Origin of the sequence: Pseudomonas sp. NMS19W (assembly GCF_051554255.1) — a bacterium.
GTDB lineage: Bacteria > Pseudomonadota > Gammaproteobacteria > Pseudomonadales > Pseudomonadaceae > Aquipseudomonas > Aquipseudomonas kribbensis.
This window is the reverse complement of the sequence record NZ_CP136718.1, coordinates 1,487,246-1,512,729: the sequence shown is the minus strand read 5'-3', so window position 1 is coordinate 1,512,729 and position 25,484 is coordinate 1,487,246. Positions and strand designations below refer to the sequence as shown.

The following is a 25,484-nucleotide window of genomic DNA, read 5'->3' as shown; positions in this document are numbered from 1 at the left end:
ATCGAGAATGAAACGTTGTAGTTGATTCAACTCTGGAGACCGCCCCTGCAATCTACGCCAACTTGCGGAGGGAGGGCGGTCTTCCATGGCATATCGATTTCCTTTACCACTCGTCTGAACCTCTCCTATACCTGTCAGATCTGACAGTAGCCAAATCCCCCTTTGATCGCCCAATAACTCCACCGCCCCCCTTCGGCAGGAGTTCCCATCATGCTCGTCCAACCCAAAAAAGCCATTGGAACAGCCACCTTGCTCGACCCAGACATCCCCGGCGCCAAGCTGCTGCCGACCGGTGAATGGGCAATCAACCGTGCCGCCGCACTACTCAACTTCCCCACTAAGGGGCTCAAGGCGCAGATACCGGTCTGGTCGAACAAGAGGCTGGCCGACAAAGTGGAGCTTCTGTTCAATAACCAGGTGGTCGATCATCAAACCATTACCATGGATGCCGAACTGACCCAGCGCGCCACCCTGTTCGTCGCACCGGGCCTTTTTCAGAGTGGCACGTGGGATCTGTCCTATCGGGTGACGCGCTTCAACCAGGCGCCAGAGCCTTTTGCTCCACCGTTCAAACTCTTGGTCAAACTGGAAATCCCCGGCGGCCAGGACATCGATCCCGGGCAGGGACACTCCAACCTGCACATGGAGTTCAGGCCGCCGGAAATTGTCCAGGACGGTGTCGACAAGGACACTGCCGCAAAGGGTGTGGACATTTGGATAACTGCCAAACCCGGCAGCGGCTCCAACCTGCCGTACCCCGACATCGCCGTCGGCGATGTGATCTGGGTGAGCTGGGGCCCCATAATGGTGCCGTCGGATCCCGTTACTCAGGCGCAGATCGACGACCCGCTGAACAACCCTATCGTCATCCACATCAGCAAGGACGTCATCCTCGCGGTGGGTGACTCCGGGAGAGACGGGCTGGCGGTGTCCTTCTTCGTCAGAGACTTTGCTGACAACGAATCCGAAGACTGGTGCAAGGAAACGCGCATCATCGTCGACACCGGCAAGTCGCGGCTGGAAGCGCCGATTGCTAAACAGGCTAACGGGAACGAACTCGACGTCAATCAGTTGGGTAAAGAGCAATTGGTGCTCCAGGTCTTTGCAGCATCGTCCGTTGACTACAACCTGGGCGACATCATCATCATGTACTTGGAGGGCATCACCTCCGACGGCAAAAACATCCGGGTCGTTGCCCGCCAGACCATCGACAAAAACCCACCGCTGGTGGTCGAGGTGCTGATGGACAACGACGGTGCCCGGGCACTGGCAAAAACCCAGGCGGTGTTTTTCTTCGACCTGGAACGTGGCGGCAGCATCATTCAGCGCTCCAAAGGTCGCTTCATCAATATCATCGGCGAAACCGAACGGCTGGCAGCTCCCATCGTCGAAAGCGCCGTGAGCGGTGCGCTGGATCCGGACCTGCCGAACGTGATCGTCCGCATCCCCTACGATCCACTGATCACCCCGGACAACGCCATTGAAATCCACTGGAGCATTACCCTTCCGGACGGCACCCTTTTCGAGCCCGAGCTGGACTGGTACTTTCCGACCCAGCAGGAGGCCGATGACCCCGACGGCTTCTTCGACACCATCTCAGGCCCCGATTACCTGAAACCCGGTGAAGGCGGCACCCTGGTGGTGTCGTACGACGTGCTCAGCGAAGGCGAGAACGGCCAGATCGTTCGCAGACCTTCCCCGCCAGCCTCGCCATTGAATATCGGCGAGCCGAAACTTGAGCTGGTTCCGGCCATCCTGCTCGGAGAAAAGGACGGTACGTTTGAACCCAACAGCCTGCCCAACGGTATCAGCGAAGTCACCTGCCCCAACCCGGTCAACAACCCGACCCTGCCCAAGGATGTGGTGCACTGGCAATTGTATGATGCCCAGGGTGTGCTGCTGTTTACGGACAACAAAACCCTCAACTCATTGAGCGCCGGCAAGCCCGTGAAATTTCCGCTCAATGCGGCGTTTGTACAGCAGTACTTTGAGGCCCATCGCGGTGAACAGCTGAGTATCCGCTACCACATCGTTCGAGATGCGGCGGGCAAGACCAGTTATTCGAATCCGTTGGAGTTTGTCGTAGGAACGGTAGCGGATGACAAGCCGGAAATCACCTCGGCCAAAGGCTCACCCAGCGGGGAGGACATTCCACCAGGCGGATCCACCGTGGAAACGGCTGTCACCCTGACGGGCACAGCCACCAGGAGCCAGAAAGTGGAAATTCTGGATAACGAGATAGAAAAAAAGGGCGAAGCGAACGCGGATCCGACCACTGGCATCTGGACCCACGAGGTCGGCGGCTTGGCACAGGGCGCTCATAGTTTCACTGCCAAAGCCCAATATGGTAACGGGCAGATATCGGACGCAAGAACGCTGACAGTCTTTCGGCCAGCGACCATTGCAGTCGACCGCGCCCCAGAGGATATTGCCTTGCTCCCGGACGGCTCCCATGCCTATGTGGTCCATGGGGGGGACGTTCAGCCTCGGTGATTGATACCCAAAGTCAGACCGTCATCAAGACCATCCCCATCGAGAGCGCTTCATTCGGGATTGTTAGCCACCCGGACGGCTCCCGTGTCTACGTGACCAATAGTCAACATGATTCAGTCTCGGTTATCGATACTCGGAGTCAGACGGTCATCAAGATCATCACTGGCGCGAGCTTTCCATACTACATTGCTATCCACCCGAACGGCTCCCTTGTCTGCGTGACCCGACTTTCCCAGGAGAAACTCTCGGTAATTGATACCCTGAGTCAGACGGTCATCAAGAGCATCATTACCGATGGCGATATAAAAGGGATTGCTTTCCACCCGGACGGATCCCATTTCTACGCTGCCGGTGCTTCGCCTAGTTCAGTCTCCGTGATTGATTCCCGGAGTCTGACGTTCATCAAGACCATCGCGGTCGGAGAAAATCCAAGGCGAATTGCTATCCACCCGGACGGCTCCTATATCTTCGTGATCCATCATATCTACCATGAAAACGGTTTCGTCTCGGTGATTAATGCCCGCAGTCAAACGGTAATCAAGACCATCACTCTTGAGAGGGAACCGCGCGGGATTGCTATCCACCCGGACGGCGCCCGTCTCTACGTGACCAATTTTCTAAGCAATTCAATCTCGGTAATTGATATCCGGAGTCTGACGGTTATCAAGACCATCACTGCCGGGGAGAGACCGAGCGGGATTGCTATCCACCCGAACGGCAACCACGCCTATGTCTGTAACTATATCGATAACACTGTCTCAATAATTGATGTGACGTAAGGGAAAGAAGTGGAAAAGGGGACGCATTTATTTACCAGTCCCCACTATAAAAACCCGCGCTTCCTTTCAACGGGAAGTGCGGGTTTTGTCGTTTCCGGGCCTTCGGAACCCATCGTTGAAGAGTGTTGAAGTTTATGTCCACAAAGCCACGCAACCTTGCGCCTTTGCCTACGCATCCGCCAGAATCCGCCGGCTTGTGCGCCTTGGGGGCGGGTTCTATTGTTTGGCGGTCGCTGAAAATCAGCGATCGGGTTTAGCAGCCCGGTTAACTTCAAGGCACGTTGGTGTCGCCAATGTTTTGTTATGGCGGCTGACGTGGGGCACTTCGGTGCGCCGGGATCCTTGAGCCTGGTCTGCTAACCCGCGTTCAGCCGCCACCCTCTTCGTTTAGCAGCGATGGATGACGGCTCAATTTCTCAAGGAGCTTCACCATGATCAAACCAACGCCAAACCCGCCGGAAGTCGATTCGACTTCGCCCTACGAAACCTTCGATTCCAAGAAATTCCACGAAGCCGCCGAACGCGCCCTCGATCACTACCTCAATCCGTTCCACCCCAGAAAACCGCTGCTCAAACCCAACACCCGCTACCTCATCGCCCCCGGCATCCCGAGCGAAGAACTGTTGGCCGACGCCTGCGAAACCCTGACCTCGGCCAAAACCATGGCCAGCGATTTTGCCGGGATGATCGATGCGCCGCAGCGGCATGTGCTGCTGGGCATCGGGCAACTGATCTTGCTGGCGGAACTGGCGGTAAATCGGGTGCTGGATAATCTGGAACTGAAGGCTGAGGCGCCGCTGTAGCCTTAGCAAAGAAAAAACCCGCCGCCCCGTTAGATCGGGACGGCGGGTTTTGTTGTTTCAGCCCCGGCTCACACCGTATCCACCTTCAACGAATGATCATTCAGCATGCCGTTGATGATGGTCGCCGTGTCATGCCCGCCGGCAATCACCCCGCCCGCCCCCGGTGTCACGCCGTAGTGGCTGGCCAGGTTGACGCCGGCCAGGTCGATGGTCTGAGTCGGCGTGGCGCCGGCCATGGCGCTGACATCGATGGTGGTGACCACCGAAGCGCCGCTGCCGGTGACGGTGAAGTGCAGGTAGTCATCCAGTGACGCCGCCGTGCCGTTTTCACCTTGCAGCAGTTGCGACAGGTCGAGCTTGTCGGTGCCGGGGGTGAAGTCGGTGACGGTGTCGTGGCCGCTGTTGCCCTTGAGCCACTGGAAGGTGTCGGCGCCCGGCCCGCCGGTCAGGGTGTTGTTGCCCATGCCGCCGATCAGCAGGTCATCACCGCCACCGCCATTGAGGATGTCGTTGCCCAGGCCGCCGTTGATGACGTTGTTATTGTTGTCGCCGGTCAGGGTGTCGTTGAAGTTCGAGCCGACAAGGTTTTCGACGTTGCTGATGGTGTCGATGCCGGCGCCGATGGTGTTCTGTGCACCGAGCAGGCTCAGGTTGACGGTCACCCCGGCGGTGGCATGGGCGTAGCTCACGGTGTCGATACCGGTGCCGCCATCGAGGATGTCATTGCCCGGGCCGCTGTAGAGCAAGTCATTGCCGGCGCCGCCGTGCAGTTCGTTGTTGCCGGAACCGGCGGTCAGCACATCGTTGCCGTCGCCACCATTGAGGATGTTGTCGCCGCTGCCCGCCACCAGCACGTCATCGCCGGACGTACCGGTGAGAGTGTGGCCGTCCTGATAAGTGATGGTCACGTTGGCGGAGTCGCTGCCGCCGTGGTTGTCGTTGGCGGTGTAGGTGCCGTGAAAGTCCGGGGTGACATCGTGGGCCCCGGCGTAGTTGACCGTCATGGTCAGTTGGTAGTTTTCCGCCGCGTTGGTGTTGCTGCCACTGGTGTTGGTGATGTTGGTGATGTGGATCTGGTACGTGCCATCGGCGCTGGCGGTGATGGTGCCGCCGTCGGCGATGCTGACGAACGCCCCGCCGTTCACCGAATACTCCATGGTGATGTGCCCGGCCGCCAGGTTGTGGTCGAGGTTGAGGGTCTCGCCCTGTTTCAGTTTGACGGTGATCAGGTCTTCGTCGTTGGCATTGGCGGTGGTCACCGCGCCGAGGTAGCCACTGACCACCAGCACGGCGGTCATCGCCGCCGTGTTGGCCGCAAAAGAGCTGCGCACATCGGCCAGGTTCTGGTTGGCGCTGGTGTTGGTGGTGCCGGTGAAGCTGATCGCGCCGCTGCCGGTGAAGTCCGCGCCCTTGGCGGCCCAACCGGTGTTGAAGGTGGTGGGCGAAGCGCTGAGGGTATCGCCATCCGGATCGGTGTCGTTGGCCAGCAGCAACTCGCCCGGCACAGTCAAATTGCTCGACAGCACGTTGGTGATGATGTGGTCGTCCACTGCCACGGGCGGCGAGTTGGGGATCACTTTCACCGTCAGCGTGGAGCTGGCGAGGTCGCCGTCGTTGTCGCTGAGGGTGAAGCCGATGTTCTCGGTGATCACCGTCGTGGTGGTTTTTTGCGAGGTGTAGCTGTAGTCGCCGGTATCGAGATTGACCACCAGCGTGCCGCTGTTGTTGGTGGCGATGCTCAGGGTGTTGTTCACCGTATTGAACGTGCCGTGGTTGGTGCCGCCGCTGGTGGTGAGCGAACCCTGGCCGCTGTTGGCTTTCGGGTCGTAGGTGTAAGTGGTGCCGTCGACCACGATGGATTTGATGAAACCGCCATCGGCGCCGAATGAACCACTGTCACCCAACAGCGAACCGGTGACCGGCGCGCCTTCCACGGTGCCGGACAGCACCGAGTTCAGTTGGTTGAGGTCGGTGACCACCACGGCATTGGTGTTGGTGTGACTGATGCCGTCGTAAGCCAGTGGATCGAGGTTGGCGTTGCTGACACCGTTGCCCAGGCCGATTGCATAGTTCTTGATGTTGTTGGCATCGAGGAAGGCCTTGAGCGCGGTCTCGTCGGCGGTGCCGATTTCCTGGCCGGTGGTGGGTTTGCCGTCGGAGAAGAAGTAGCCGACGTTCTGCGCCCCGGTGAGTTTGCCCGAGGTGTTGAACGCGGTCTGCATGGTCGCCACGGCCGCATCGTAGTTGGTGCCGCCACCGGCGCTGAGGCCGGCGAGCAGGGTCTTGGCGGTCGCCACATCGACCCACACCGAGGTACGGTCAGTCGCGTTGCTGCTGAAGGTAACGAGCTGCACTTTCACGTCGCCCAGATCGTCGTACTTGTCGAGCAAGGCACTGATCGCCTGCTTGGCCAGGTCCAGCCGCGACAGGCCTGGCACGCCGGAGGCGTCGGCCATGCTGCCGGAGATATCGAGCACGATGAGGATGTTGGAGTCGATCTCCACCGCCGCCACCGAGCGATCCGACGCCACCGCTTTGGGTACGTCGTCGACGATGTTGACCACGATGGTGCTGGTGGTGCTGTTGCCCAGCGCATCGGTGGCCTTGTAGGTGAAACTTTCGCTCAGGGTGTTTGCGCCGTCATTGGCGTTCGGCGTGGTTTTCGGTGCCGAGGTCAGGGTGTAGGTGTAGGTGCCGTCGGCGTTGAGCTGGATCTGTCCGTAGGTGCCGGTGGCGCTGCCGACCAGGGTGTAAGTGATCGCGCCGCTGCCGCCGGTGACCGCGCCGACCAGGGTACCGGTGGCGGTTTCGCCGGTGTTGGTCGGGTCGCTGCCGGTGACCGTGCCCGGGGCCAGGTCTTGTCCGTCCTTGGTCAGGTCGAGGGCTTTTTCGTAGACGGTCACGTCTTGATCGACCGAGGCCACGAGTTTGCTGTCGGCGACGTTGACGGTGATGGTGGTGGTGCTTTCGTCGCCGTCACTGTCGCGGATGGTGTAGGTGAACGTGTCGGTTGCGCCCGGCGGGCTCACCGAGTTCGGATTGCTGTGGTAGACCGCGTTGCCCGCCGCATCCAGGGTCAGGTAACCGTAGGTGCCGTTGATGTTGCTGTTGAGGCCGCCGATGGCCGAGGTCGAGGTGTCGCCGCCGGCCCTTACGCCCACCACCGCACCGCCCGCTGCCGGGCCATCGGCACCGGTGACGTCATTGCCCAGCACGCTGATATTGACCGTACCGCCCTCCACCACCGAGCCGGTGTCGGCCTTGGCGGTCGGCAGGTCATCGACGATGTTGACGTTGATCTGCCCCGACGCAGTGCTGCCATCTCCATCGGTGGCCACCACGTTGAAGTTCTCGGTGATGCTGTTGGCGCCGTTGCCGGTCGGGTGCGCGTCGTTGTGCACCAGGGTGTAGCTGTAGCTCACGACGCCGGTCGCGGCGTTGAAGCCTGTGACCGTCAGCGTGCTGCCCAACGGCGTGGTGACCGATTGAGGAAAGCCTGCGGCGACGCCGTTGGTGACCACCGCGATGCCACCGACGGTGAGGGTTTGCAGACCGTCGAGTGCGGTGACGGTGAAGGTGCCGCTTTGGGTCAGGGCGGTGGCATCCGGTGCAGTGCCGTTGCCGAGGTTTTTCTCGTAGACGGTGAGCTCGCCGCCGTTGACGTCGAGGCCGTTGAGAATCACCGGATCGTCGTTGTTGTGGATCTGCAGCACGAGGTTCGCGGTGCTGGTGTCGCCGTCCGAATCAGTGATGGTGTAGGTGAAGGTTTCCGTGCCGTTGCCACCGCCGTGCAGATTCTTGAAGTCCGCATCGTTGGTGTTGAGGGTGTAGGTGTACGTACCGTTGGCGTTAAGCACCAGCGTGCCGTAAGTCCCGGTGAAGGTTCCGGCGGTGATCGGGCCGGTTGGTACGCGGTCGGCGCCTTGCACGTCGTTGGTCAGGACATTGCCGGTCAGTGTGAGGTTGGTTTCAGAGGCGGTGCCGGTGTTGGTGTCGTTTACGGCTTTTGGCAGGTCGTCGACGATGTTCACGTCCAGCGATGCGTTGGCCGTGGTGCCGTTATCGTCCACCACGGTAACGGCGAACTGCTCGCTCAAGGTGTTGGCGCCATTGGCAGTCGGGTGCGCATCGTTGTGGTCGAGGGTGTAGCTGTAGCTGACGACGCCGGTCGTGGCGTTGAAGCCGGTGATGGTCAGCGTGCTGCCCAGCGGCGTGGTCACCGATTGCGGAAAGCCTGCGGCCACGCCGTTGGTGACGACCGCGATTCCACCCACGGTCAGCGTGATCACTCCATCCAATGCAGTGATGGTGAACGTGCCACTTTGAGTGAGCGCAGTAGCATCCGGTGCACTGCCGGTACTGAGGTTTTTCTCGAAGACCGTGAGTTCACCGCCGTTAACGTCGAGGCCGTTAATGATCACCGGATCGTCGTTGTTGTGAATCTGCAGAACAAGATTCGCGGTGCTCGTGTCACCGTCGGAATCGGTGATGGTGTAGGTGAAGGTTTCCGTCCCGTTTCCGCCACCGTGCAGGGCTTTGAAGTCGGCGTCATTGGTGTTGAGGGTGTAGGTGTAAGTGCCGTTGGCATTGAGCACCAGCGTGCCGTAAGTCCCGGTAAAGGTACCGGCAGTGATCGGCCCGGCGTTGGGGCCAGTCGGCACGCGGTCAGCGCCTTGTACGTCGTTGGTCAATACGTTGCCGGTCAGCGTCAGGTTCGTTTCCGAAGCAGTGCCGGTATTGCTGTCGTCCACACCTTTTGGCAGGTCATCGACGATGTTCACATCCAGCGAAGCGTTGGCGGTGGTGCCGTTGTCATCCACCACGGTGACGGCGAACTGCTCGCTCAGCGTATTGGCGCCGTTGGCGGTTGGGTGTGCGTCGTTGTGATCAAGGGTGTAGCTGTAACTCACCACTCCGGTCGTGGCGTTGAACCCGGTGATGGTCAGTGTGCTGCCCAGCGGCGTCGTGACCGATTGCGGGAAACCGGCGGCTACACCATTGGTGACGACGGCAATGCCGCCGACAGTCAGCGTGGTCACGCCATCCAGCGCAGTGATGGTGAACGTGCCGCTCTGAGTCAGGGCGGTGGCATCCGGCGCACTGCCGGTGCTCAGGTTTTTCTCGAAGACAGTCAGTTCACCACCGTTAACGTCGAGGCCGTTGATGATCACCGGATCGTCGTTGTTGTGGATCTGCAAAACCAGATTCGCGGTGCTGGTGTCACCGTCCGAGTCGGTGATGGTGTAGGTGAAGGTTTCAGTGCCGTTGCCGCCGCCATGCAGATTCTTGAAGTCGGCGTCGTTTGGGTTGACGGTGTAGGTGTAGGAACCATCAGCATTCAGCACCAGAGTGCCGTAAGTCCCGGTGAAGGTCCCGGCGGTGACCGGGCCGGTCGGAACGCGGTCGGCGCCTTGCACGTCGTTGGTCAGGACATTGCCGGTCAGGGTCAGGTTGGTTTCCGAGGCGGTGCCGGTGTTGCTGTCGTCCACGGCTTTGGGCAAATCATCGACGATGTTCACATCCAGCGAAGCATTGGCGGTCGTGCCGTTGTCATCCACCACGGTGACGGCGAACTGCTCGCTCAGCGTATTGGCGCCGTTGGCGGTTGGGTGTGCGTCGTTGTGATCAAGGGTGTAGCTGTAACTCACCACGCCGGTCGTGGCGTTGAACCCGGTGATGGTCAGTGTGCTGCCCAGCGGCGTCGTGACCGATTGCGGGAAACCGGCGGCTACACCATTGGTGACGACGGCAATGCCGCCGACAGTCAGCGTGGTCACGCCATCCAGCGCAGTGATGGTGAACGTGCCGCTCTGAGTCAGGGCGGTGGCATCCGGCGCACTGCCGGTGCTCAGGTTTTTCTCGAAAACCGTGAGTTCACCGCCATTCACATCGAGGCCGCTGATAACCACCGGATCGTCGTTGTTGTGAATTTGCAGAACCAGGTTGGCGGTGCTGGTGTCACCGTCGGAATCGGTGATGGTGTAGGTGAAGGTCTCGGTGCCGTTGCCGCCGCCATGCAGATTCTTGAAGTCGGCGTCGTTTGGGTTGACGGTGTAGGTGTAGGAACCATCAGCATTCAGCACCAGAGTGCCGTAAGTCCCGGTGAAGGTCCCGGCGGTGACCGGGCCGGTCGGAACGCGGTCGGCGCCTTGCACGTCGTTGGTCAGGACATTGCCGGTCAGGGTCAGGTTGGTTTCCGAGGCGGTGCCGGTATTGCTGTCGTCCACACCTTTTGGCAGGTCATCGACGATGTTCACATCCAGCGAAGCATTGGCGGTGGTGCCGTTGTCATCCACCACGGTGACGGCGAACTGCTCGCTCAGCGTATTGGCGCCGTTGGCGGTTGGGTGTGCGTCGTTGTGATCAAGGGTGTAGCTGTAACTCACCACTCCGGTCGTGGCGTTGAACCCGGTGATGGTCAGTGTGCTGCCCAGCGGCGTCGTGACCGATTGCGGGAAACCGGCGGCTACACCATTGGTGACGACGGCAATGCCGCCGACAGTCAGCGTGGTCACGCCATCCAGCGCAGTGATGGTGAACGTGCCGCTCTGAGTCAGGGCGGTGGCATCCGGCGCACTGCCGGTGCTGAGGTTTTTCTCGAAAACCGTGAGTTCACCGCCATTCACATCGAGGCCGCTGATAACCACCGGATCGTCGTTGTTGTGAATTTGCAGAACCAGGTTGGCGGTGCTGGTGTCACCGTCGGAATCGGTGATGGTGTAGGTGAAGGTCTCGGTGCCGTTGCCACCGCCGTGCAGGTTCTTGAAGTCGGCGTCATTAGGGTTGACGGTGTAGGTGTAGGAACCATCAGCATTCAGCACCAGAGTGCCGTAGGTCCCGGTGAAGGTTCCGGCGGTGACCGGGCCGGTTGGCACGCGGTCGGCGCCCTGCACATCGTTGGTCAGCACGTTCCCGGTCAGCGTGAGGTTGGTTTCCGAAGCCGTGCCGGTGTTGCTGTCATCCACGGCTTTTGGCACGTCATCAACGATGTTCACGTCCAGCGATGCGTTAGCCGTGGTGCCGTTGTCATCGACGACGGTGACAGCGAATTGCTCGCTCAGAGAGTTGGCGCCGTTGGCCGTTGGATGAGCGTCGTTGTGGTCCAGGGTGTAGCTGTAACTCACCACGCCGGTCGTGGCGTTGAACCCGGTGATAGTCAGTGTGCTGCCCAGCGGCGTGGTGACCGATTGCGGAAACCCTGCGGCCACACCGTTGGTGACGACCGCAATACCGCCCACGGTCAGCGTCGTTACGCCGTCCAGCGCAGTGATGGTGAACGTGCCGCTCTGAGTCAGGGCGGTGGCATCCGGCGCACTGCCGGTGCTGAGGTTTTTCTCGAAAACCGTGAGTTCACCGCCATTCACATCGAGGCCGCTGATAACCACCGGATCGTCGTTGTTGTGAATTTGCAGAACCAGGTTGGCGGTGCTGGTGTCACCGTCGGAATCGGTGATGGTGTAGGTGAAGGTCTCGGTGCCGTTGCCACCGCCGTGCAGGTTCTTGAAGTCGGCGTCATTAGGGTTGACGGTGTAGGTGTAGGAACCATCAGCATTCAGCACCAGAGTGCCGTAGGTCCCGGTGAAGGTGCCGGCCGTGACCGGGCCGGTCGGAACGCGGTCGGCGCCTTGCACGTCGTTGGTCAGCACGTTCCCGGTCAGCGTCAAATTGGTTTCCGAAGCCGTGCCGGTGTTGCTGTCATCAACCGCTTTGGGCACGTCATCAGTGATGTTGACGTCAAGCGAGCCGGTCGCGGTATCGCCATTGCTGTCACCGGCAATCACCGTGAAATGTTCACTGAGGCTGTTCGCACCGTCACCCGCAGGATGAGCGTCGTTGCCATTGAGGGTGTAGCTGTAGCTGACCGTGCCGTTCGCCGGGTTGTAACCGGTGATGGTCAGGGTGTTGCCCAGTTGCGTGGTGATCGATTGCGGGAAACCGACGGGCACGCCACCGACGATGACGTTGATGCCGCCGATGCTCAGGCTCGTCAGCCCATCGGGCGCCGAGATGCTGAAGCTGCCGGCCTGGGTCAGCGCGCCGGGATTGGCGGCGGAACCGTCCGGCAGATTGGCTTCGTTGAGCGTCAGTTCGCCCCCCGGTACGTCGAGGCCTGTGAGAGTCACAAGGTTATTGACCGGTGGCGGGATGACCGGCGCCGGCGTGTTGTCGCCGTTGTCGATCACCGCGTAGTGGCGCTCTTGCGGGAACTCGGGAATGCCATTGAAACCGGCCGTGGGGAAACCGACGACCGGATCGACCCGCCCGGCGACTTCCGTCAGCAATACGAAACTGTGGCCGCCGCCCTTGCCGCCATTGGCATCGCCCGGGGCATCGGGGCCTGCCGCAGTGGCTTCAGCGGTTTTGGTCGGGTCTTCACCGGCGGCGATGGCTTTCTGGATCTGTGCCACGTCGGTGAGTTGGGCATCGCTCGGGGTCAGCGCTTCCGGGGCATCCACATGGGGGGCGTGGTTGGCCAGCAATTGGCCGGTCAGGGTCATGCTGCTGTCGCGGCCCAGGGTCAGTTCCTGGCCGTTTTGCAGATGGACGGCAACCGCCCCTTCCGCACCGGTGATCAATTGATCCCCTGTAAACAGCCGATCGCCTTCGACCAATGCACGCCGACTTCCATCAGCAGCTTGAGCGAAAACCTGACCAATGACTTTGGTGACGGTCCCGATGAGCGTTGCCATGTGCATTTCCTCCGCTGCCGACCACCGTCGGCACTGGTTCGCGAAGCAGCCCATGGCTCAAGCGGGTTGTCGGGGCGACGCTCGCACCTCGACAGTTCGTTTCGCAGGTTGTGCAAGTTCAGAAACCCCAGCGCCCTCAGGCACTTGGAATCCCTGATCGATGCAGCACGCCCACTAGCGCTACGTAACGGTGGTGAATCACCCGAGTGACAAAAAACTGTCGCCCATTTGCCGCTACGCGTCCCTCCCCTTTAGCAGTACTTCGCCCGTATGTCGCAAAGTGAGTGGAACTTTCCTCAAGCCTTCACGCACTCCCTAAAGCACATAAAACAAAGGCTTTCGAATGGAACAATGTGCCGGATTCGGCGAAGCGCATAAGTTTTTTTGGCATAAGCCATATGAAAAATTTTTCTTAGCTACGCTTCAGGATGTTCTTAGCTCTGTTGTAACAGCGATGAGACGCTAAACACTAAAAATATCGTCAATAAATTGGCGACAGCGGAATACCATCAGGACTCAGGGAGATGCACCCATGCGCGTTCTAACCCCCTCTGCAGTGCGGTTTTGCTGGCCATGGCTTGCACATCCCAAGCTCAGGCCATGAACCTCACCGAAGCCATCCAGAGCACCATCGCGACCCACCCGGATCTCGCTTCGCGTGTCGACGCGAAACTGTCGGCGGATGAACAGGTGAACGTCGCCAAGGGTGGCTACTATCCGTCCGTCGATCTGAATGCTTCCTATGGGCGCGGCTACAGCGACAACACCAACACCCGGGCGCTGACCCCGAGCGGCCACAACACTGAAACCCTCAACTACACCCAGTCCGAGCTGCGCCTGCGCCAGATGCTGTTCGACGGCTTCAATACGTCCAACGAAGTCGCGCGCACCAAAGGCGTCTCCAACTCGCGCGCGTACTACGCGCAAGGCACCGCCCAGGACCTGGCCCTGCGCACCATCGAGGTCTACCTCGAAGTGCTCAAGCGTCGCGAACTGGTGACCCTGGCCAAAAACAACCTGCAGGCGCACCTGCGGGTCAACGACCAGATCGGCCTGCGCACCCAGCGCGGTATCGGCAGCACCGCCGACTCCGACCAGTCGGTGGCCCGTAAGGCGTTGGCGCAGAACAACCTCGACACCGCCGAGGTCGATCTGGCGGACGCCGAATCGAACTTCTACAGCGTGGTCGGACGCATGCCCGACGAGCTGGAAACGCCCGCCTCGACCCGTGGAGAATTGCCCGCCACCCTGCCGGAAGCCCAGCAGAGCATGGTCGAGAACAACCCCTATCTGAAATCCGCCCAGGCCGACGTGCAATCGGCCGAGAGCCAGTACGAAGTCGCCAAGTCGCCGTTCTACCCGCGCTTCGATGCCGAAGCGGCGGTCGGCGCCAACAACAACGTGCAGGGTGACGAGGGCCACGACAACGAATGGCGGGTCGGCGTGGTGATGAACTACAACCTGTTCCGTGGCGGCAGCGACAAGGCGCGGCTGGCCTCCGATGCGCACCAGATCAACCAGGCCATGGACATCCGCAACAACGCGCTGCGCCAGCTCAACGAGAACATTCACCTGGCGTGGAACGCCATGGTCAACGCCAAGAAGCAGACCCCGACCGCCCGCGAATACGCCGAGACCACCAAGCGTGTGCGCGCCGCTTATCAGGATCAGTTCGGCCTCGGCCAACGCACCCTGCTCGACCTGCTCGACAGTGAAAACGAGCTGTACAACGCCAATCGCCGCTACACCGAAATCCGTTACACCGAGGAGTTTTCGATGTACCGCGTGCTGGCGAACATGGGCCAGTTGCTGAGCAAGCAACGGGTGGTGCTGCCGGCCGACGCGATTGCCGCTGCCGAAGTGAAGAACGAGGCGCGCTTGCCCGAACTGAAGTAGTCCCGATGATGTAGCCAGGGAGCGATCAATATGACCAGCATGGAACCCGGTGTTTCCGGGGTCGATCCGCGGCTGAGCTTCGATGATCCGTTACTCGACGGTCTGTTGATCCTCTGCAAACTGCATGGCGCGACGGTCAGTCGCGCCAGCCTGAGTGCCGGGCTGCCCCTGGACAAACAACGCCTGAGCCTGGACCTGCTGCCCCGCGCCGCAGCCCGGGCCGGGTTGCAGGCGCGGCTGCTGCGCCGCGACCTCAAGGACATCTCCCCGCTCAACCTGCCGGTGCTGTTGCTGCTGGGCAATGGCCGCACCGCCGTGTTGCGGCGTTTTGCCGATGACGGCAAGGCCCTGATCCTGCCCAGTGAAGCCGACGGCGGCGAGCAGTGGGTCAGCCGCGAAGAACTCGCCGAACACTACACCGGCCAGGCCCTGTTCGCCCGGCCACGGCATGAACTGGAAGACCTGCGTTCGCCGTTGGTGCCAAGGGTGCAGGCGTGGTTTCGCGACACCCTGAAGCTGTCGAAATGGCTGTACAGCGACGCGATCCTCGCCAGCTTCCTGATCAACCTGCTGGGCCTGATGGTGCCGCTATTCGTCATGCAGACCTACGACCGCGTGGTGCCGAACCAGGCCACGTCGACCCTGTGGGTGCTGGCCATCGGTTTGCTGATCGGCACCGGTTTCGAACTGGTGCTGCGGGTGGTGCGCGCGCACCTGTTGGACACCGCCGGTAAGAAGACCGACGTGATCCTTTCTGCGACCTTGTTCGAACGCATCACCGGCATGGCGATGAAGGCCCGGCCAGCGACCATCGGCGGCTTCGCCCAGAGCATTCACGACTTTCAGGGGCTGCGGGAATTCCTCACCGCCGTGACCCTGACCAGCCTGATCGACCTGCCCTTCGTGGTGCTGATGCTGGTGGTGATCGGCCTGCTCGGTGGCTGGCTGGTGGTGATTCCGCTGCTGGCGTTTCCGATCACGATCATGTTCGCGATGATCATTCAGGTGCGCCTGCGGGACACCGTGCAAAAAAGCCTGAGCCTCGGCGCCGAGCGTCAGGCGTTGCTGATCGAGACCCTCGGCGGCCTGGAAACCCTCAAGGCCTGCAGCGCCGAAAGCGAGCGCCAGCACAAATGGGAAAGCACCCACGGCGCCCTCACCCGCCTCGACAGCCATGCGCGCAACCTCTCGGCGCTGGCCACCAACGGTACGCTGTTCATCCAGCAGTTTTCGGGGATGGCGACGATTGTGGCCGGGGTCTACAGCATCATCGCCGGCAACCTCAGCGTCGGTGCGCTGGTGGCCAGTTACATGCTTGGCAGCCGCGTGCTCGCACCACTGGGCCAGATCGCCGGGCTGATTACCCGCTACCAGCAAGCGCAACTGACCATGAAAAGCACCGACGCGCTGATGGCCCTGCCTCAGGAGCGCGACGGCAAACAGCGGCCGCTGGAGCGCACGCAACTGCAAGGCGCGCTGGACGTCAGCGGTGTGACCTTCCATTACAACGGCCAGAATGCCCCGGCCCTGAGCAATGTCAGTTTCAGCCTCAAACCCGGCGAACGCATCGGCATCATCGGCCGCAGCGGCTCGGGCAAAAGCACCCTGGCGCGGCTGGTGATGGGTTTCTACGAACCGGAAGAAGGCCAGTTACTGCTCGACGGCCTCGACCTGCGGCAACTGGATGTCGCCGACCTGCGCCAGCAGATCGGTTATGTCGCCCACGATCTGCCGCTGCTGGCCGGCAGTCTGCGTGACAACCTCACGCTCGGCGCCCGCTACGTCAGCGATTCGCGGATGCTCGAAGTCGCCGAACTGACCGGCGTCACCGAACTGGCCCGCCAGCACCCGCAAGGCTTCGATCGGCCCGTTGGTGAACGCGGGCAATTGCTCTCCGGCGGTCAGCGTCAGGCCGTGCTGCTGGCCCGGGCGCTGTTGCTCGATCCGCCGATCATGCTGCTCGACGAACCCACCAGCGCCATGGACAACAGCAGCGAAGACGTCCTGCGCCAGAAGCTCCACGGCTGGGTGCAGGGCAAAACGCTGCTGCTGGTCACCCACCGCACCTCGATGCTGAGCCTGGTGGACCGGTTGCTGGTGCTGGACAACGGCCGGATCGTCGCCGACGGTCCGAAGGATGCGGTCATCGATGCACTGCGCAAGGGCCGGGTCGGCTCGGCGGCGGTCTAGGAGTTGCCCATGTCTGCTTCCTCTTCTTCAAAATCGCGCGGTTACTTCGACAGTTTCGGCAAAAGCGCCGAAGCCGAATTCATGCCGGAAACCGCCGGCGCGTCGTTGCAGGATTCGCCGCGCTGGTCGCGAATTACCGTGTGGCTGGCGGCAGCGTTGCTGATCAGCGCGCTGGTCTGGGCCAAGTTTGCAGTGCTCGAAGAAGTGACCATGGGCGAAGGCAAGGCGATTCCGTCGAGCAAGGTCCAGGTGATCCAGAACCTCGAGGGCGGGATCGTCACCGAGATCTTCGTGCGTGAAGGGCAAATGGTGAACAAGGGCGACACTCTGCTGCGTCTGGATGACACGCGGTTTCTGTCGAACAAAGGCGAGAGCGAAGCGGATCGCTATGCGTTGATGGCCCAGGTCGAGCGGCTGTCGGCAGAGTCCGAAGGCCGGCCGATGAAGCTCTCCGACGAGATCGTCAGCAAAGCGCCGCAAGTGGCCGAAGACGAACGCGCACTGTACGACCAGCGCCAGCGGCGCCTGGCCAGTGAGCAACGCACCCTCACCGAACAGCTGCGGCAGAAGACTCAGGAACTGGCGGAGTTTCGCTCCAAGCAGGGTCAGTACAGTTCCAGCCTGGCGCTGTTGCAGCAAGAGATGAACATGTCGTCGCCACTGGTGGGCACCGGGGCGGTGTCGCCGGTGGAAATTCTGCGGCTCAAACGCAGCGCAGTGGAAATTCGCGGATCACTGAATGCCACGACCCTGGCGATTCCCCGGGCTGAATCGGCCATTAACGAGATCAAGAGCAAGATCGACGAGTCGGAACAGACCTTCCGCTCCGACGCTGCCAAGGACCTCAACCAGAAACGCACCGACCTGTCGAAAATCACCGCGTCGAGCATCGCCATCGACGACCGCGTCAGCCGTACCACCGTGACCTCGCCGGTACACGGGGTGATCAAGCAATTGAAGGTCAACACCATCGGCGGTGTGGTCCAGCCGGGCAGCGACATGGTGGAAATCGTGCCGCTGGAAGACAACCTGCTGATCGAAGCCAAGGTGCGCCCGCAGGACGTGGCGTTCCTGCATCCGGGCCAGAAAGCCATGGTCAAGTTCAGCGCCTACGACTACACGATCTACGGCGGGCTCAGCGCCAAGCTGGAGCTGATCGGTGCCGATACCATCACCGACGACAAGGGCAACAGCTTCTACCTGATCCAGGTGCGTACCGACAAAAACCATTTGGGCGGGGATGTGAAGCCGTTGCTGATCATCCCGGGGATGGTCGCCACGGTGGACATCATTACCGGGGAAAAAAGCGTGCTGGATTACCTGCTCAAACCGGTGCTCAAGGCGCGGACCGAGGCGATGCGCGAGCGTTAGCCGCACTCGTTCCCACGCAGTGGGAACGATCAGCCTCCGTGATTCTTCTGGAAAGTCTCCTCCCCCATCGCCGCAATCTGCCCCTCGATCAGCGCCTCGAAAGGCTTGAGCAACGGATCGAAAGAGGCCGGGGCTTCCAGGGTCTGCAACGCCTGAACAATCGCCTCGATAGTCGACAACGCCCCCGGCCCCGGTGCCTTGCGCAGCCTATACCGGGATACCCCGCCCTGCGCCAGCGTCACCCGTGGCAACGCCGCCAGCAGCGGATTCAGATGCAACATCTTGCGTGCCTTGCGCCACGTGCCGTCCGGCACCACCAGCAACAGCGGTTCATCGGACGCGGTGTAAGCCTGCATCGGCTGTGCATCGTCCGCCGGAAACAACAACCGCGCCTGATAGCCCGGCCGATTCAGCAGCGTTGGCAAATCCTCGAACACCTCGCCGACGATCAGTTCGGCATTGTTCAAACCGAGCGCTGCCAGCCGTGCGGTGTTGAGCGCGTGATTGACCTCGCTCGGGTGCTGCAACAGCAACACCCGGGTGCGGCTGTCGAGGCTCGGGATCAGCGGGCACAGGCAGTGGGTTTGTGGGCGCAGGCAGCGCGGGCATTGAGGTCTGGACATGTGCTTAGGCCTGATTGAGCTGCGCTTTGAGCAGGTCACGGAAAGTCTGGATCAGCGGCTCGCGGCTGCGGCCACGGCGCATGATCATGGAAAACGGCGCCTGATAACCGAAGGTCGCCGGCAGCAAAACCCGCAGGTCGCCCTTGTCGGCCCAAGCCTGGGCGTAGTGCTCCGGCAGGTAGCCGATATAGGCGCCGGACAGCACCAGAATCAGCTGCGCCTCCATACTTTCCACGGTAGCGGCGCTGTGTTTGAAGCCATGGCGCGCCAGTTCCGCCTGGCTCCAGTAGCCCCGCCCGACCATGCGCTGCTGGGTGATGACCTGTTCGGGAATCCGCCGTTCGTTGAACAACGGGTGGCGGCTGCTGCAATACAGCCAGTGCTGTTCGCGGTACAGCGGCATATACACGAGACCGCTCATGCGCGTGGAAAACGCACCGATGGCCAGGTCGAGGCGGTTGTCCTGCACGCCGAGTTGCAGTTCATAGGGGCTCATCACCGACAGGTGCAAATGCACCGCCGGGTGTTCCTGGCTGTAGGCGCCGATGGCTTCGGCGAACGGCAACGCCTTGTCGCTGACCGTGGAGTCGATCACCCCCAGATTGAGCGTGCCGCGCAGTTCGCCCTTGAGCGCGGCGGCGTATTGCTCGAAACCTTCGAGTTCGGCGAGCAGACGCAAGGTTTCCTGATGGAACAACTCGCCCTTGCTGGTCAGGCTGAAACCACCGCGCCCGCGATGGCACAGCACCAGACCGAGCGCGGCTTCGAGCTGGCTCATGTAGGTGCTGATCGCCGAGGTCGACAGGTTGAGTTCCTGCTGCGCGTTGGCAAACCCCTGATGACGCACGACGCTGACGAAGATGCGCAAAAGTTTCAGGTCGGGTAAAGCGTTGGCCATGGGGACTCCACTGATCGGGCAACGAGCATGGGCGAGAAGTCTATCTCCCGCCTTCCCATTAGTTTAGAAAAATCTGAACTAAGTTTTTGTTCGTAGCGATTCTTCCATCTCACTACATTTCGCAGAATCGGCCCCACAGCGGCGTCCGAACCTGTGCTGAACGGCGCGCCGACATAAATAAAACAAAGACGATGAGGCCCTACCCGTGGACAAGATTCTTCACCAACCACTGGGCGGCAACGAAATGCCGCGCTTCGGCGGCATCGCCACCATGCTCCGACTCCCCCATGTACCGACCGCTGCCGGCCTGGACGCTGCCTTCGTTGGCGTGCCACTGGACATCGGTACTTCGCTGCGCCCCGGCACCCGCTTCGGGCCTCGCGACATCCGCACCGAATCGGTGATGATCCGCCCATACAACATGGCCACCGGCGCTGCGCCGTTCGACTCGCTGTCGGTTGCCGACATCGGTGACGTGGCGATCAACACCTTCAACCTGCTCGACGCCGTGCGCATCATCGAAGAAGCCTACGACAACATCCTCGAGCACAACGTGATCCCGATGACCCTGGGTGGCGACCACACCATCACCCTGCCGATCCTGCGTGCCATCCACAAAAAGCACGGCAAGGTCGGTCTGGTGCACATCGACGCTCACGCTGACGTCAACGATCACATGTTCGGCGAGAAGATCGCCCACGGCACGACCTTCCGTCGCGCCGTCGAAGAAGGCCTTCTGGACTGCGACCGCGTGGTGCAGATTGGTCTGCGGGCGCAGGGCTACACCGCTGACGACTTCAACTGGAGCCGCGATCAGGGCTTCCGCGTGGTGCAGGCCGAAGAGTGCTGGCACAAGTCGCTGGAACCGCTGATGGCCGAAGTGCGCGAGAAAGTCGGTGGCGGTCCGGTGTACCTGAGCTTCGACATCGACGGCATCGACCCGGCCTGGGCACCGGGCACCGGCACCCCGGAAATCGGTGGTCTGACGACCATTCAGGCGATTGAAATCGTTCGCGGCTGCCAGGGCCTCGACCTGATCGGCTGCGATCTGGTAGAAGTCTCGCCCGCTTATGACACCACCGGCAACACCTCGCTGCTGGCCGCCAACCTGCTGTACGAAATGCTCTGCGTACTGCCGGGCGTGGTCCACCGCTGAGGGTCGGGTCATGAACGAACGTGATCAGGTTCTGAAAGCGGCCGCCGATCTGGTGTCCGCCTTCGCCCGCAACGATCGCGAAGCCTACTTCGGCGCGTTCAGCGCCGATGCGAGCTTCGTGTTCTACACCCTCGAACAGCCCCTGCTGTCGCGCGATGCCTATCAGGCGTTGTGGGACAGCTGGCGCGCCGAGGATGGCTTCGAAGTGCTGTCGTGCACTTCGAGCAACGCCTTCGTCAGCCTGCAAGGTGATGTGGCGATTTTCATCCATGACGTGGCCACCGAGCTGCGCATGCAAGGGGAGCAACACTTCAGCCAGGAGCGCGAGACGATTGTTTTCAAGAAACAAACGTCGAGCCTAGAACAACAAGGCCATTGGCTGGCCTGCCACGAACATTTGTCCGCAATGCCGGAAGGGCTGCCACCCCCTTAGCCAAGACAGGTGACGCTCACGCACGATGAGCGCGCCTTTATGATCGGAGCAGATCATGAATAACAACAACAAAGACCAAAGCCTTACGCAGATTGAAACCCACGGGGTCGAACAGATCCCGGACAACGAACGCACCGCCGGTCCCGTGGACTTGTTCCGCATGATCTTTGGCGGCGCGAACACCTTTGCCACCGCCGTGCTCGGCAGTTTCCCGGTGCTGTTCGGCCTGTCCTTTCAGGCGGGCGTCTGGGCGATTGTCTCGGGCGTGCTGCTTGGCTCGCTGATCCTCGCACCGATGGGCCTGTTCGGCCCGCTCAACGGCACCAACAATGCCGTGTCGTCCGGTGCGCACTTCGGCGTGCACGGGCGGATCGTCGGTTCTTTCCTGTCGCTGTTGACCGCCATCGCCTTCTTCTCGCTCTCGGTGTGGAGTTCGGGGGATGCGCTGATCGGTGGAGCCAAACGCCTGATCGGCCTGCCGGAAATCGACCTGACCCTGGGCCTGGCCTACGGTCTGTTCGCGATTCTGGTGCTGACCGTGTGCATCTACGGCTTCCGCTTCCTGCTGTGGGTGAACAAGGTCGCGGTGTGGAGCGCGAGCCTGCTGTTCCTGCTGGGCGTCTTCGCCTTCGCCAGCCCTTTCGATTCGCACTACGCCGGTACCGTCAGCCTCGGCCAGCCGGGCTTCTGGGCCGCGTTCATCGGCGCCGCGCTGGTGGCCATGAGCAACCCGATTTCCTTCGGCGCGTTCCTCGGCGACTGGGCCCGCTACATCCCGCGTGAGACCTCGCGCAAGCGGATCATGGCGGCGGTGATTTTCTCGCAGATCGCCACGTTCATTCCGTTCCTGTTCGGCCTGACCACTGCGACCATCGTAGCGATCCAGGCACCGGACTACATCGCGGCCAACAACTATGTCGGCGGTCTGCTGGCGGTGTCGCCGAGCTGGTTCTTCCTGCCGGTGTGCCTGATTGCGGTGATCGGCGGCATGTCCACCGGCACCACGTCGCTGTATGGCACCGGGCTGGACATGTCCAGCGTGTTCCCGCGCCTGCTGTCGCGGGTCAAGGCGACGCTGCTGATCGGCGTGCTGTCGATTGCCTTCATCTTCATCGGGCGCTTCGCGGCGAACCTGGTGCAGAGCGTGTCGACCTTCGCCGTGCTGATCATCACCTGCACCACGCCATGGATGGTGATCATGATCATCGGCCTGGTGGTGCGCCGCGGCTTCTACTGCCCGGACGACCTGCAAGTGTTCACACGCGGCGAGCAAGGCGGACGCTACTGGTTCAGCCACGGCTGGAACTGGCGCGGCCTGGGTGCATGGATCCCGAGTGCGGCAGTCGGCCTGTGCTTCGTCAACCTGCCGGGGCAGTTCGTCGGCCCGCTGGGTGAACTGGCCGGCGGCATCGACATCAGCCTGCTGGTGACCCTGGGCCTGGCCTCGGTGATGTACCTGATGCTGCTGAGCCTGTTCCCGGAACCGGCGCTGGTCTACGGGCCGAAGGATCCACGGAGCAACGGCGCCCATGCGCCGGCGGAAGCGGCGCTGCGTCAGGCCGCCTGAAGAAACGAATCGCCTGTGGGAGTCAGCCTTCTCCCACAGTGTTCCACCCCATAAAAAAGACAATCGGAGACACGCCATCATGGCTTTGGATTTATTCGTCGTCCTCATCTACGCGGCCGGCATGCTGTTGCTCGGCTATTTCGGCATGCGCAAAGCCAAGACCAACGAGGACTTCCTCGTCGCCGGGCGTAACCTCGGCCCGAGCCTGTACATGGGCACCATGGCCGCGACCGTTCTGGGTGGCGCGTCCACCGTCGGCACCGTGCGTCTGGGCTACGTGCACGGCATCTCCGGTTTCTGGCTGTGCGCGGCACTGGGTTGCGGCATCGTCGCGCTGAACCTGTTCCTGGCCAAGCCACTGCTGAAACTTAAGATCTACACCGTTACCCAGGTCCTGGAAAAACGCGCTACAACCCGATGGCCCGTTCGGCGAGCGCGGCGATCATGCTGGCCTATGCGCTGATGATCGGCGTGACCTCAATCCTCGCCATCGGCACCGTGCTGCAAGTGCTGTTCGGCCTGCCGTTCTGGGTCTCGGTACTGCTCGGCGGTGGCGTCGTGGTGGTGTACTCGGCCATCGGCGGCATGTGGTCGCTGACCCTGACCGACATCGTCCAGTTCATCATCAAGACCGTGGGCCTGATGTTCATCCTGTTGCCAATCTGCCTGTACAAAGTCGGCGGCTGGGACGAACTGGTGCTGAAGCTGCCGGCGGCGGCGTTCAACTTCACCACCATCGGCTGGGACACGATCATCACCTACTTCATGATCTACTTCTTCGGCATCCTGATCGGTCAGGACATCTGGCAACGGGTGTTCACCGTCAAGAATGAAAAAGTGGCTCAGTACGCCGGCAGCTTCGCGGGCATCTACTGCATCCTCTACGGTCTGGCCTGCGCCCTGATCGGCATGGCAGCACACGTGCTGATCCCGGATCTGGACAACGTCAACAACGCCTTCGCCGCGATCGTCAAACTGTCGCTGCCGGACGGTATCCGTGGTCTGGTGATCGCCGCTGCCCTGGCCGCGATGATGTCCACCGCCAGCGCCGGCCTGCTCGCCGCTGCCACCACCCTGACCGAAGACCTGCTGCCGAAACTGCGTGGCGGCAAACAGTCGAGCCTGGGCATCAACCGCCTGTTCACCCTGCTGACCGGTGTCGTGGTGCTGGGTATCGCGCTGATTGTGAATGACGTGATCAGCGCCCTGACCCTGGCTTACAACCTGCTGGTGGGCGGCATGCTGATCCCGCTGATCGGTGCAATCTTCTGGAAGCGCGCAACCACCGCCGGCGCCATCGCCAGCATGGGCCTGGGTTTCGCCACCGCCCTGCTGTTCATGGTCAAGGACGGTCTGGACGCCAACACCCCGATCTACTACAGCCTGGCCGTCGGCCTGGTGAGTTTCGTGGTGGTGAGCCTGGTATCCCGTCGCCCTGCCCCGGTGGCCAGCGCGATCTAAGCTGAACATAACGACTTGATGCTTTCTTCGACGGGTGTGGCGTCGGTTGCCACACCCGTTTTTTTCGCCTGGAGAAAATGGCCGATGAAGATTGTTTCACGGGACCAATGGTTCGAAGTGCAGCACCTGAGCGACGGCATTCGCCTGATTCACGAGCCGTATATCCGCCCGTTCTACCGCTGCAACCTGTGGCATGTGCAGGGGCGGGACAAGGACCTGCTGCTCGACAGCGGTTCCGGGCTGGTCAGCCTGCGCGAACAACTGCCGTGGCTGACCGAGCGGCCGCTGGTGGCGGTGGCCAGTCATTGCCATTTCGACCACATCGCCGGGCATCACGAGTTTGCCGAACGGCTGGTCCATCCCGCCGAGGCAGACATTCTGGCGGCGCCGGATGGCGAGAATGACTTGAGCCGGGCCTTCGTCGGCGACGACATGTTCGAAGCGCACCCGGATTGCCCGTTGTGCTACGCCGAATACCGGGTCAAGGCTGCGCCGGCCACCGGGCTTGTCGAGGACGGCGATGTGCTGGACCTGGGCAACCGCACGTTGCAGGTGCTGCACACGCCGGGGCATTCACCGGGTGGCATCAGCCTCTATGAAACCGCGACCGAAACCTTGTTCAGCGGCGACATCATCTACGACGGCCCCCTGATTGAAGACGCCTACCACTCCAATCTCGAGGACTACGCTGCCAGCCTGCGACGCTTGCAGGCGCTGAGGATCCGCACGGTGCATGGCGGGCATTTCGGCAGTTTCTCGGGAGTGCATTTACGCTCGATGATTGACGAATGGTTGCGCCGACACGCCTGAGGCCTGCTGTACTCCAGTCAGATCCCGCCACTTTTTGAACATCTGCCATGAGAAGAGCTGCCGTGCGTGCCGCCGTGCACCGATTCATCAAACGCCTGCTGGAACACCGCGACTTCAATGACAACACCAGTCTGGCGGAGCTGGGTCTGGAGAAGGCGGACATCGAGGATCTGATCTTCCATCTGGAAGATGAATTCGGACTGACGGCCTTCACCGCCGAAGAGGACCGCATGCTCAAGAACGCGAAAACCGCGAATGACTTGAGCCGGTTTCTGTTGGAAATCGGGCGGCACTGAAAAGCAAAAGGTCGCCGT

Annotated in this window: 14 protein-coding genes and 1 pseudogene; 12 read left to right on the top strand and 3 right to left on the bottom strand. The window is 61.4% G+C overall.

Annotation, left to right across the window (positions count from 1 at the left end):
- Positions 1 to 210 precede the first annotated feature (210 nt).
- The 3 genes from R1A29_RS06890 to R1A29_RS06880 all read left to right on the top strand — a co-directional run bounded on the left by R1A29_RS06890 (position 211) and on the right by R1A29_RS06880 (position 4,075).
- Entirely contained in the window at positions 211 to 2,493 is a 2,283-nt protein-coding gene (locus tag R1A29_RS06890) for a hypothetical protein (protein WP_438301010.1), read from the top strand.
- A complete protein-coding gene (locus R1A29_RS06885) occupies positions 2,490 to 3,272 on the top strand; it encodes a beta-propeller fold lactonase family protein (RefSeq protein WP_438301009.1) in 783 nt (260 codons plus the stop codon). The genes R1A29_RS06890 and R1A29_RS06885 overlap by 4 nt, the downstream gene beginning before the upstream one ends.
- A 431-nt stretch (positions 3,273 to 3,703) precedes the next feature.
- Positions 3,704 to 4,075 (top strand): DUF6124 family protein, encoded by a 372-nt coding sequence (locus tag R1A29_RS06880; RefSeq protein ID WP_438301008.1) that lies wholly within the window; start codon positions 3,704 to 3,706, stop codon positions 4,073 to 4,075.
- A 68-nt stretch (positions 4,076 to 4,143) separates the two neighbouring features.
- Here R1A29_RS06880 and R1A29_RS06875 read toward each other — a convergent pair whose 3' ends face one another.
- Complete coding sequence (locus R1A29_RS06875; RefSeq protein WP_438301007.1) at positions 4,144 to 12,765, bottom strand: retention module-containing protein; 8,622 nt, start codon at positions 12,763 to 12,765, stop codon at positions 4,144 to 4,146.
- A 573-nt stretch (positions 12,766 to 13,338) separates the two neighbouring features.
- Between R1A29_RS06875 and R1A29_RS06870 the strand changes: the two genes are divergently transcribed.
- From R1A29_RS06870 to R1A29_RS06860, 3 genes are read left to right on the top strand one after another with little or no spacing between them, the layout of a single operon-like run.
- Positions 13,339 to 14,661, top strand: a complete 1,323-nt coding sequence (locus R1A29_RS06870; protein ID WP_438301006.1) for a TolC family outer membrane protein — start codon at positions 13,339 to 13,341, stop codon at positions 14,659 to 14,661.
- A 30-nt stretch (positions 14,662 to 14,691) separates the two neighbouring features.
- Positions 14,692 to 16,851, top strand: a complete 2,160-nt coding sequence (locus tag R1A29_RS06865; protein ID WP_085710365.1) for a type I secretion system permease/ATPase — start codon at positions 14,692 to 14,694, stop codon at positions 16,849 to 16,851.
- A 9-nt stretch (positions 16,852 to 16,860) separates the two neighbouring features.
- The gene (locus R1A29_RS06860) at positions 16,861 to 18,222 is read left to right on the top strand and encodes an HlyD family type I secretion periplasmic adaptor subunit (RefSeq protein WP_085710363.1); all 1,362 of its coding nucleotides are present in this window, start codon (positions 16,861 to 16,863) and stop codon (positions 18,220 to 18,222) included.
- A 29-nt stretch (positions 18,223 to 18,251) separates the two neighbouring features.
- On the opposite strand, the gene R1A29_RS06855 is transcribed toward R1A29_RS06860, so the two are convergent.
- On the bottom strand, positions 18,252 to 18,845 hold the full coding sequence (locus R1A29_RS06855; protein WP_438301005.1) for a tRNA-uridine aminocarboxypropyltransferase: 594 nt from the start codon (positions 18,843 to 18,845) through the stop codon (positions 18,252 to 18,254).
- A gap of 4 nt (positions 18,846 to 18,849) precedes the next feature.
- Positions 18,850 to 19,743 carry a LysR family transcriptional regulator gene (locus R1A29_RS06850; protein ID WP_007956593.1) on the bottom strand — a complete coding sequence of 298 codons (894 nt, stop codon included), beginning with the start codon at positions 19,741 to 19,743 and terminating at the stop codon, positions 18,850 to 18,852.
- A 205-nt stretch (positions 19,744 to 19,948) separates the two neighbouring features.
- On the opposite strand from R1A29_RS06850, the gene speB reads away from it, so the two are divergent.
- The 6 genes and pseudogenes from speB (at position 19,949) to R1A29_RS06820 (ending at position 25,466) form a co-directional block, all read left to right on the top strand.
- Positions 19,949 to 20,899 (top strand): agmatinase, encoded by a 951-nt coding sequence (gene speB / locus R1A29_RS06845; protein WP_007956591.1) that lies wholly within the window; start codon positions 19,949 to 19,951, stop codon positions 20,897 to 20,899.
- Positions 20,900 to 20,909: 10 nt separating this feature from the next.
- Positions 20,910 to 21,332: a YybH family protein gene (locus R1A29_RS06840; RefSeq protein WP_085710361.1), complete on the top strand. Its 423-nt coding sequence runs from the start codon at positions 20,910 to 20,912 to the stop codon at positions 21,330 to 21,332.
- 55 nt (positions 21,333 to 21,387) lie between these two features.
- Entirely contained in the window at positions 21,388 to 22,899 is a 1,512-nt protein-coding gene (locus tag R1A29_RS06835; protein WP_438301004.1) for a purine-cytosine permease family protein, read from the top strand.
- Between the two features lie 79 nt (positions 22,900 to 22,978).
- A pseudogene (locus R1A29_RS06830) lies at positions 22,979 to 24,360 on the top strand (sodium:solute symporter).
- Between the two features lie 84 nt (positions 24,361 to 24,444).
- A complete protein-coding gene (locus R1A29_RS06825) occupies positions 24,445 to 25,170 on the top strand; it encodes an MBL fold metallo-hydrolase (protein WP_438301003.1) in 726 nt (241 codons plus the stop codon).
- 47 nt (positions 25,171 to 25,217) lie between these two features.
- Entirely contained in the window at positions 25,218 to 25,466 is a 249-nt protein-coding gene (locus R1A29_RS06820; RefSeq protein WP_248742882.1) for an acyl carrier protein, read from the top strand.
- The last annotated feature ends 18 nt before the right edge of the window (positions 25,467 to 25,484 follow it).

Bases quoted from the DNA above. Each gene is read 5' to 3' on its own strand.
- R1A29_RS06890 (WP_438301010.1), top strand. From the start codon at position 211: ATGCTCGTCCAACCCAAAAAAGCCATTGGAACAGCCACCTTGCTCGAC.
- R1A29_RS06880 (WP_438301008.1), top strand. From the start codon at position 3,704: ATGATCAAACCAACGCCAAACCCGCCGGAAGTCGATTCGACTTCGCCC.
- R1A29_RS06875 (WP_438301007.1), bottom strand. From the start codon at position 12,765: ATGGCAACGCTCATCGGGACCGTCACCAAAGTCATTGGTCAGGTTTTC.
- R1A29_RS06870 (WP_438301006.1), top strand. From the start codon at position 13,339: ATGGCTTGCACATCCCAAGCTCAGGCCATGAACCTCACCGAAGCCATC.
- R1A29_RS06865 (WP_085710365.1), top strand. From the start codon at position 14,692: ATGACCAGCATGGAACCCGGTGTTTCCGGGGTCGATCCGCGGCTGAGC.
- R1A29_RS06860 (WP_085710363.1), top strand. From the start codon at position 16,861: ATGTCTGCTTCCTCTTCTTCAAAATCGCGCGGTTACTTCGACAGTTTC.
- R1A29_RS06855 (WP_438301005.1), bottom strand. From the start codon at position 18,845: ATGTCCAGACCTCAATGCCCGCGCTGCCTGCGCCCACAAACCCACTGC.
- R1A29_RS06850 (WP_007956593.1), bottom strand. From the start codon at position 19,743: ATGGCCAACGCTTTACCCGACCTGAAACTTTTGCGCATCTTCGTCAGC.
- R1A29_RS06840 (WP_085710361.1), top strand. From the start codon at position 20,910: ATGAACGAACGTGATCAGGTTCTGAAAGCGGCCGCCGATCTGGTGTCC.
- R1A29_RS06835 (WP_438301004.1), top strand. From the start codon at position 21,388: ATGAATAACAACAACAAAGACCAAAGCCTTACGCAGATTGAAACCCAC.
- R1A29_RS06825 (WP_438301003.1), top strand. From the start codon at position 24,445: ATGAAGATTGTTTCACGGGACCAATGGTTCGAAGTGCAGCACCTGAGC.
- R1A29_RS06820 (WP_248742882.1), top strand. From the start codon at position 25,218: ATGAGAAGAGCTGCCGTGCGTGCCGCCGTGCACCGATTCATCAAACGC.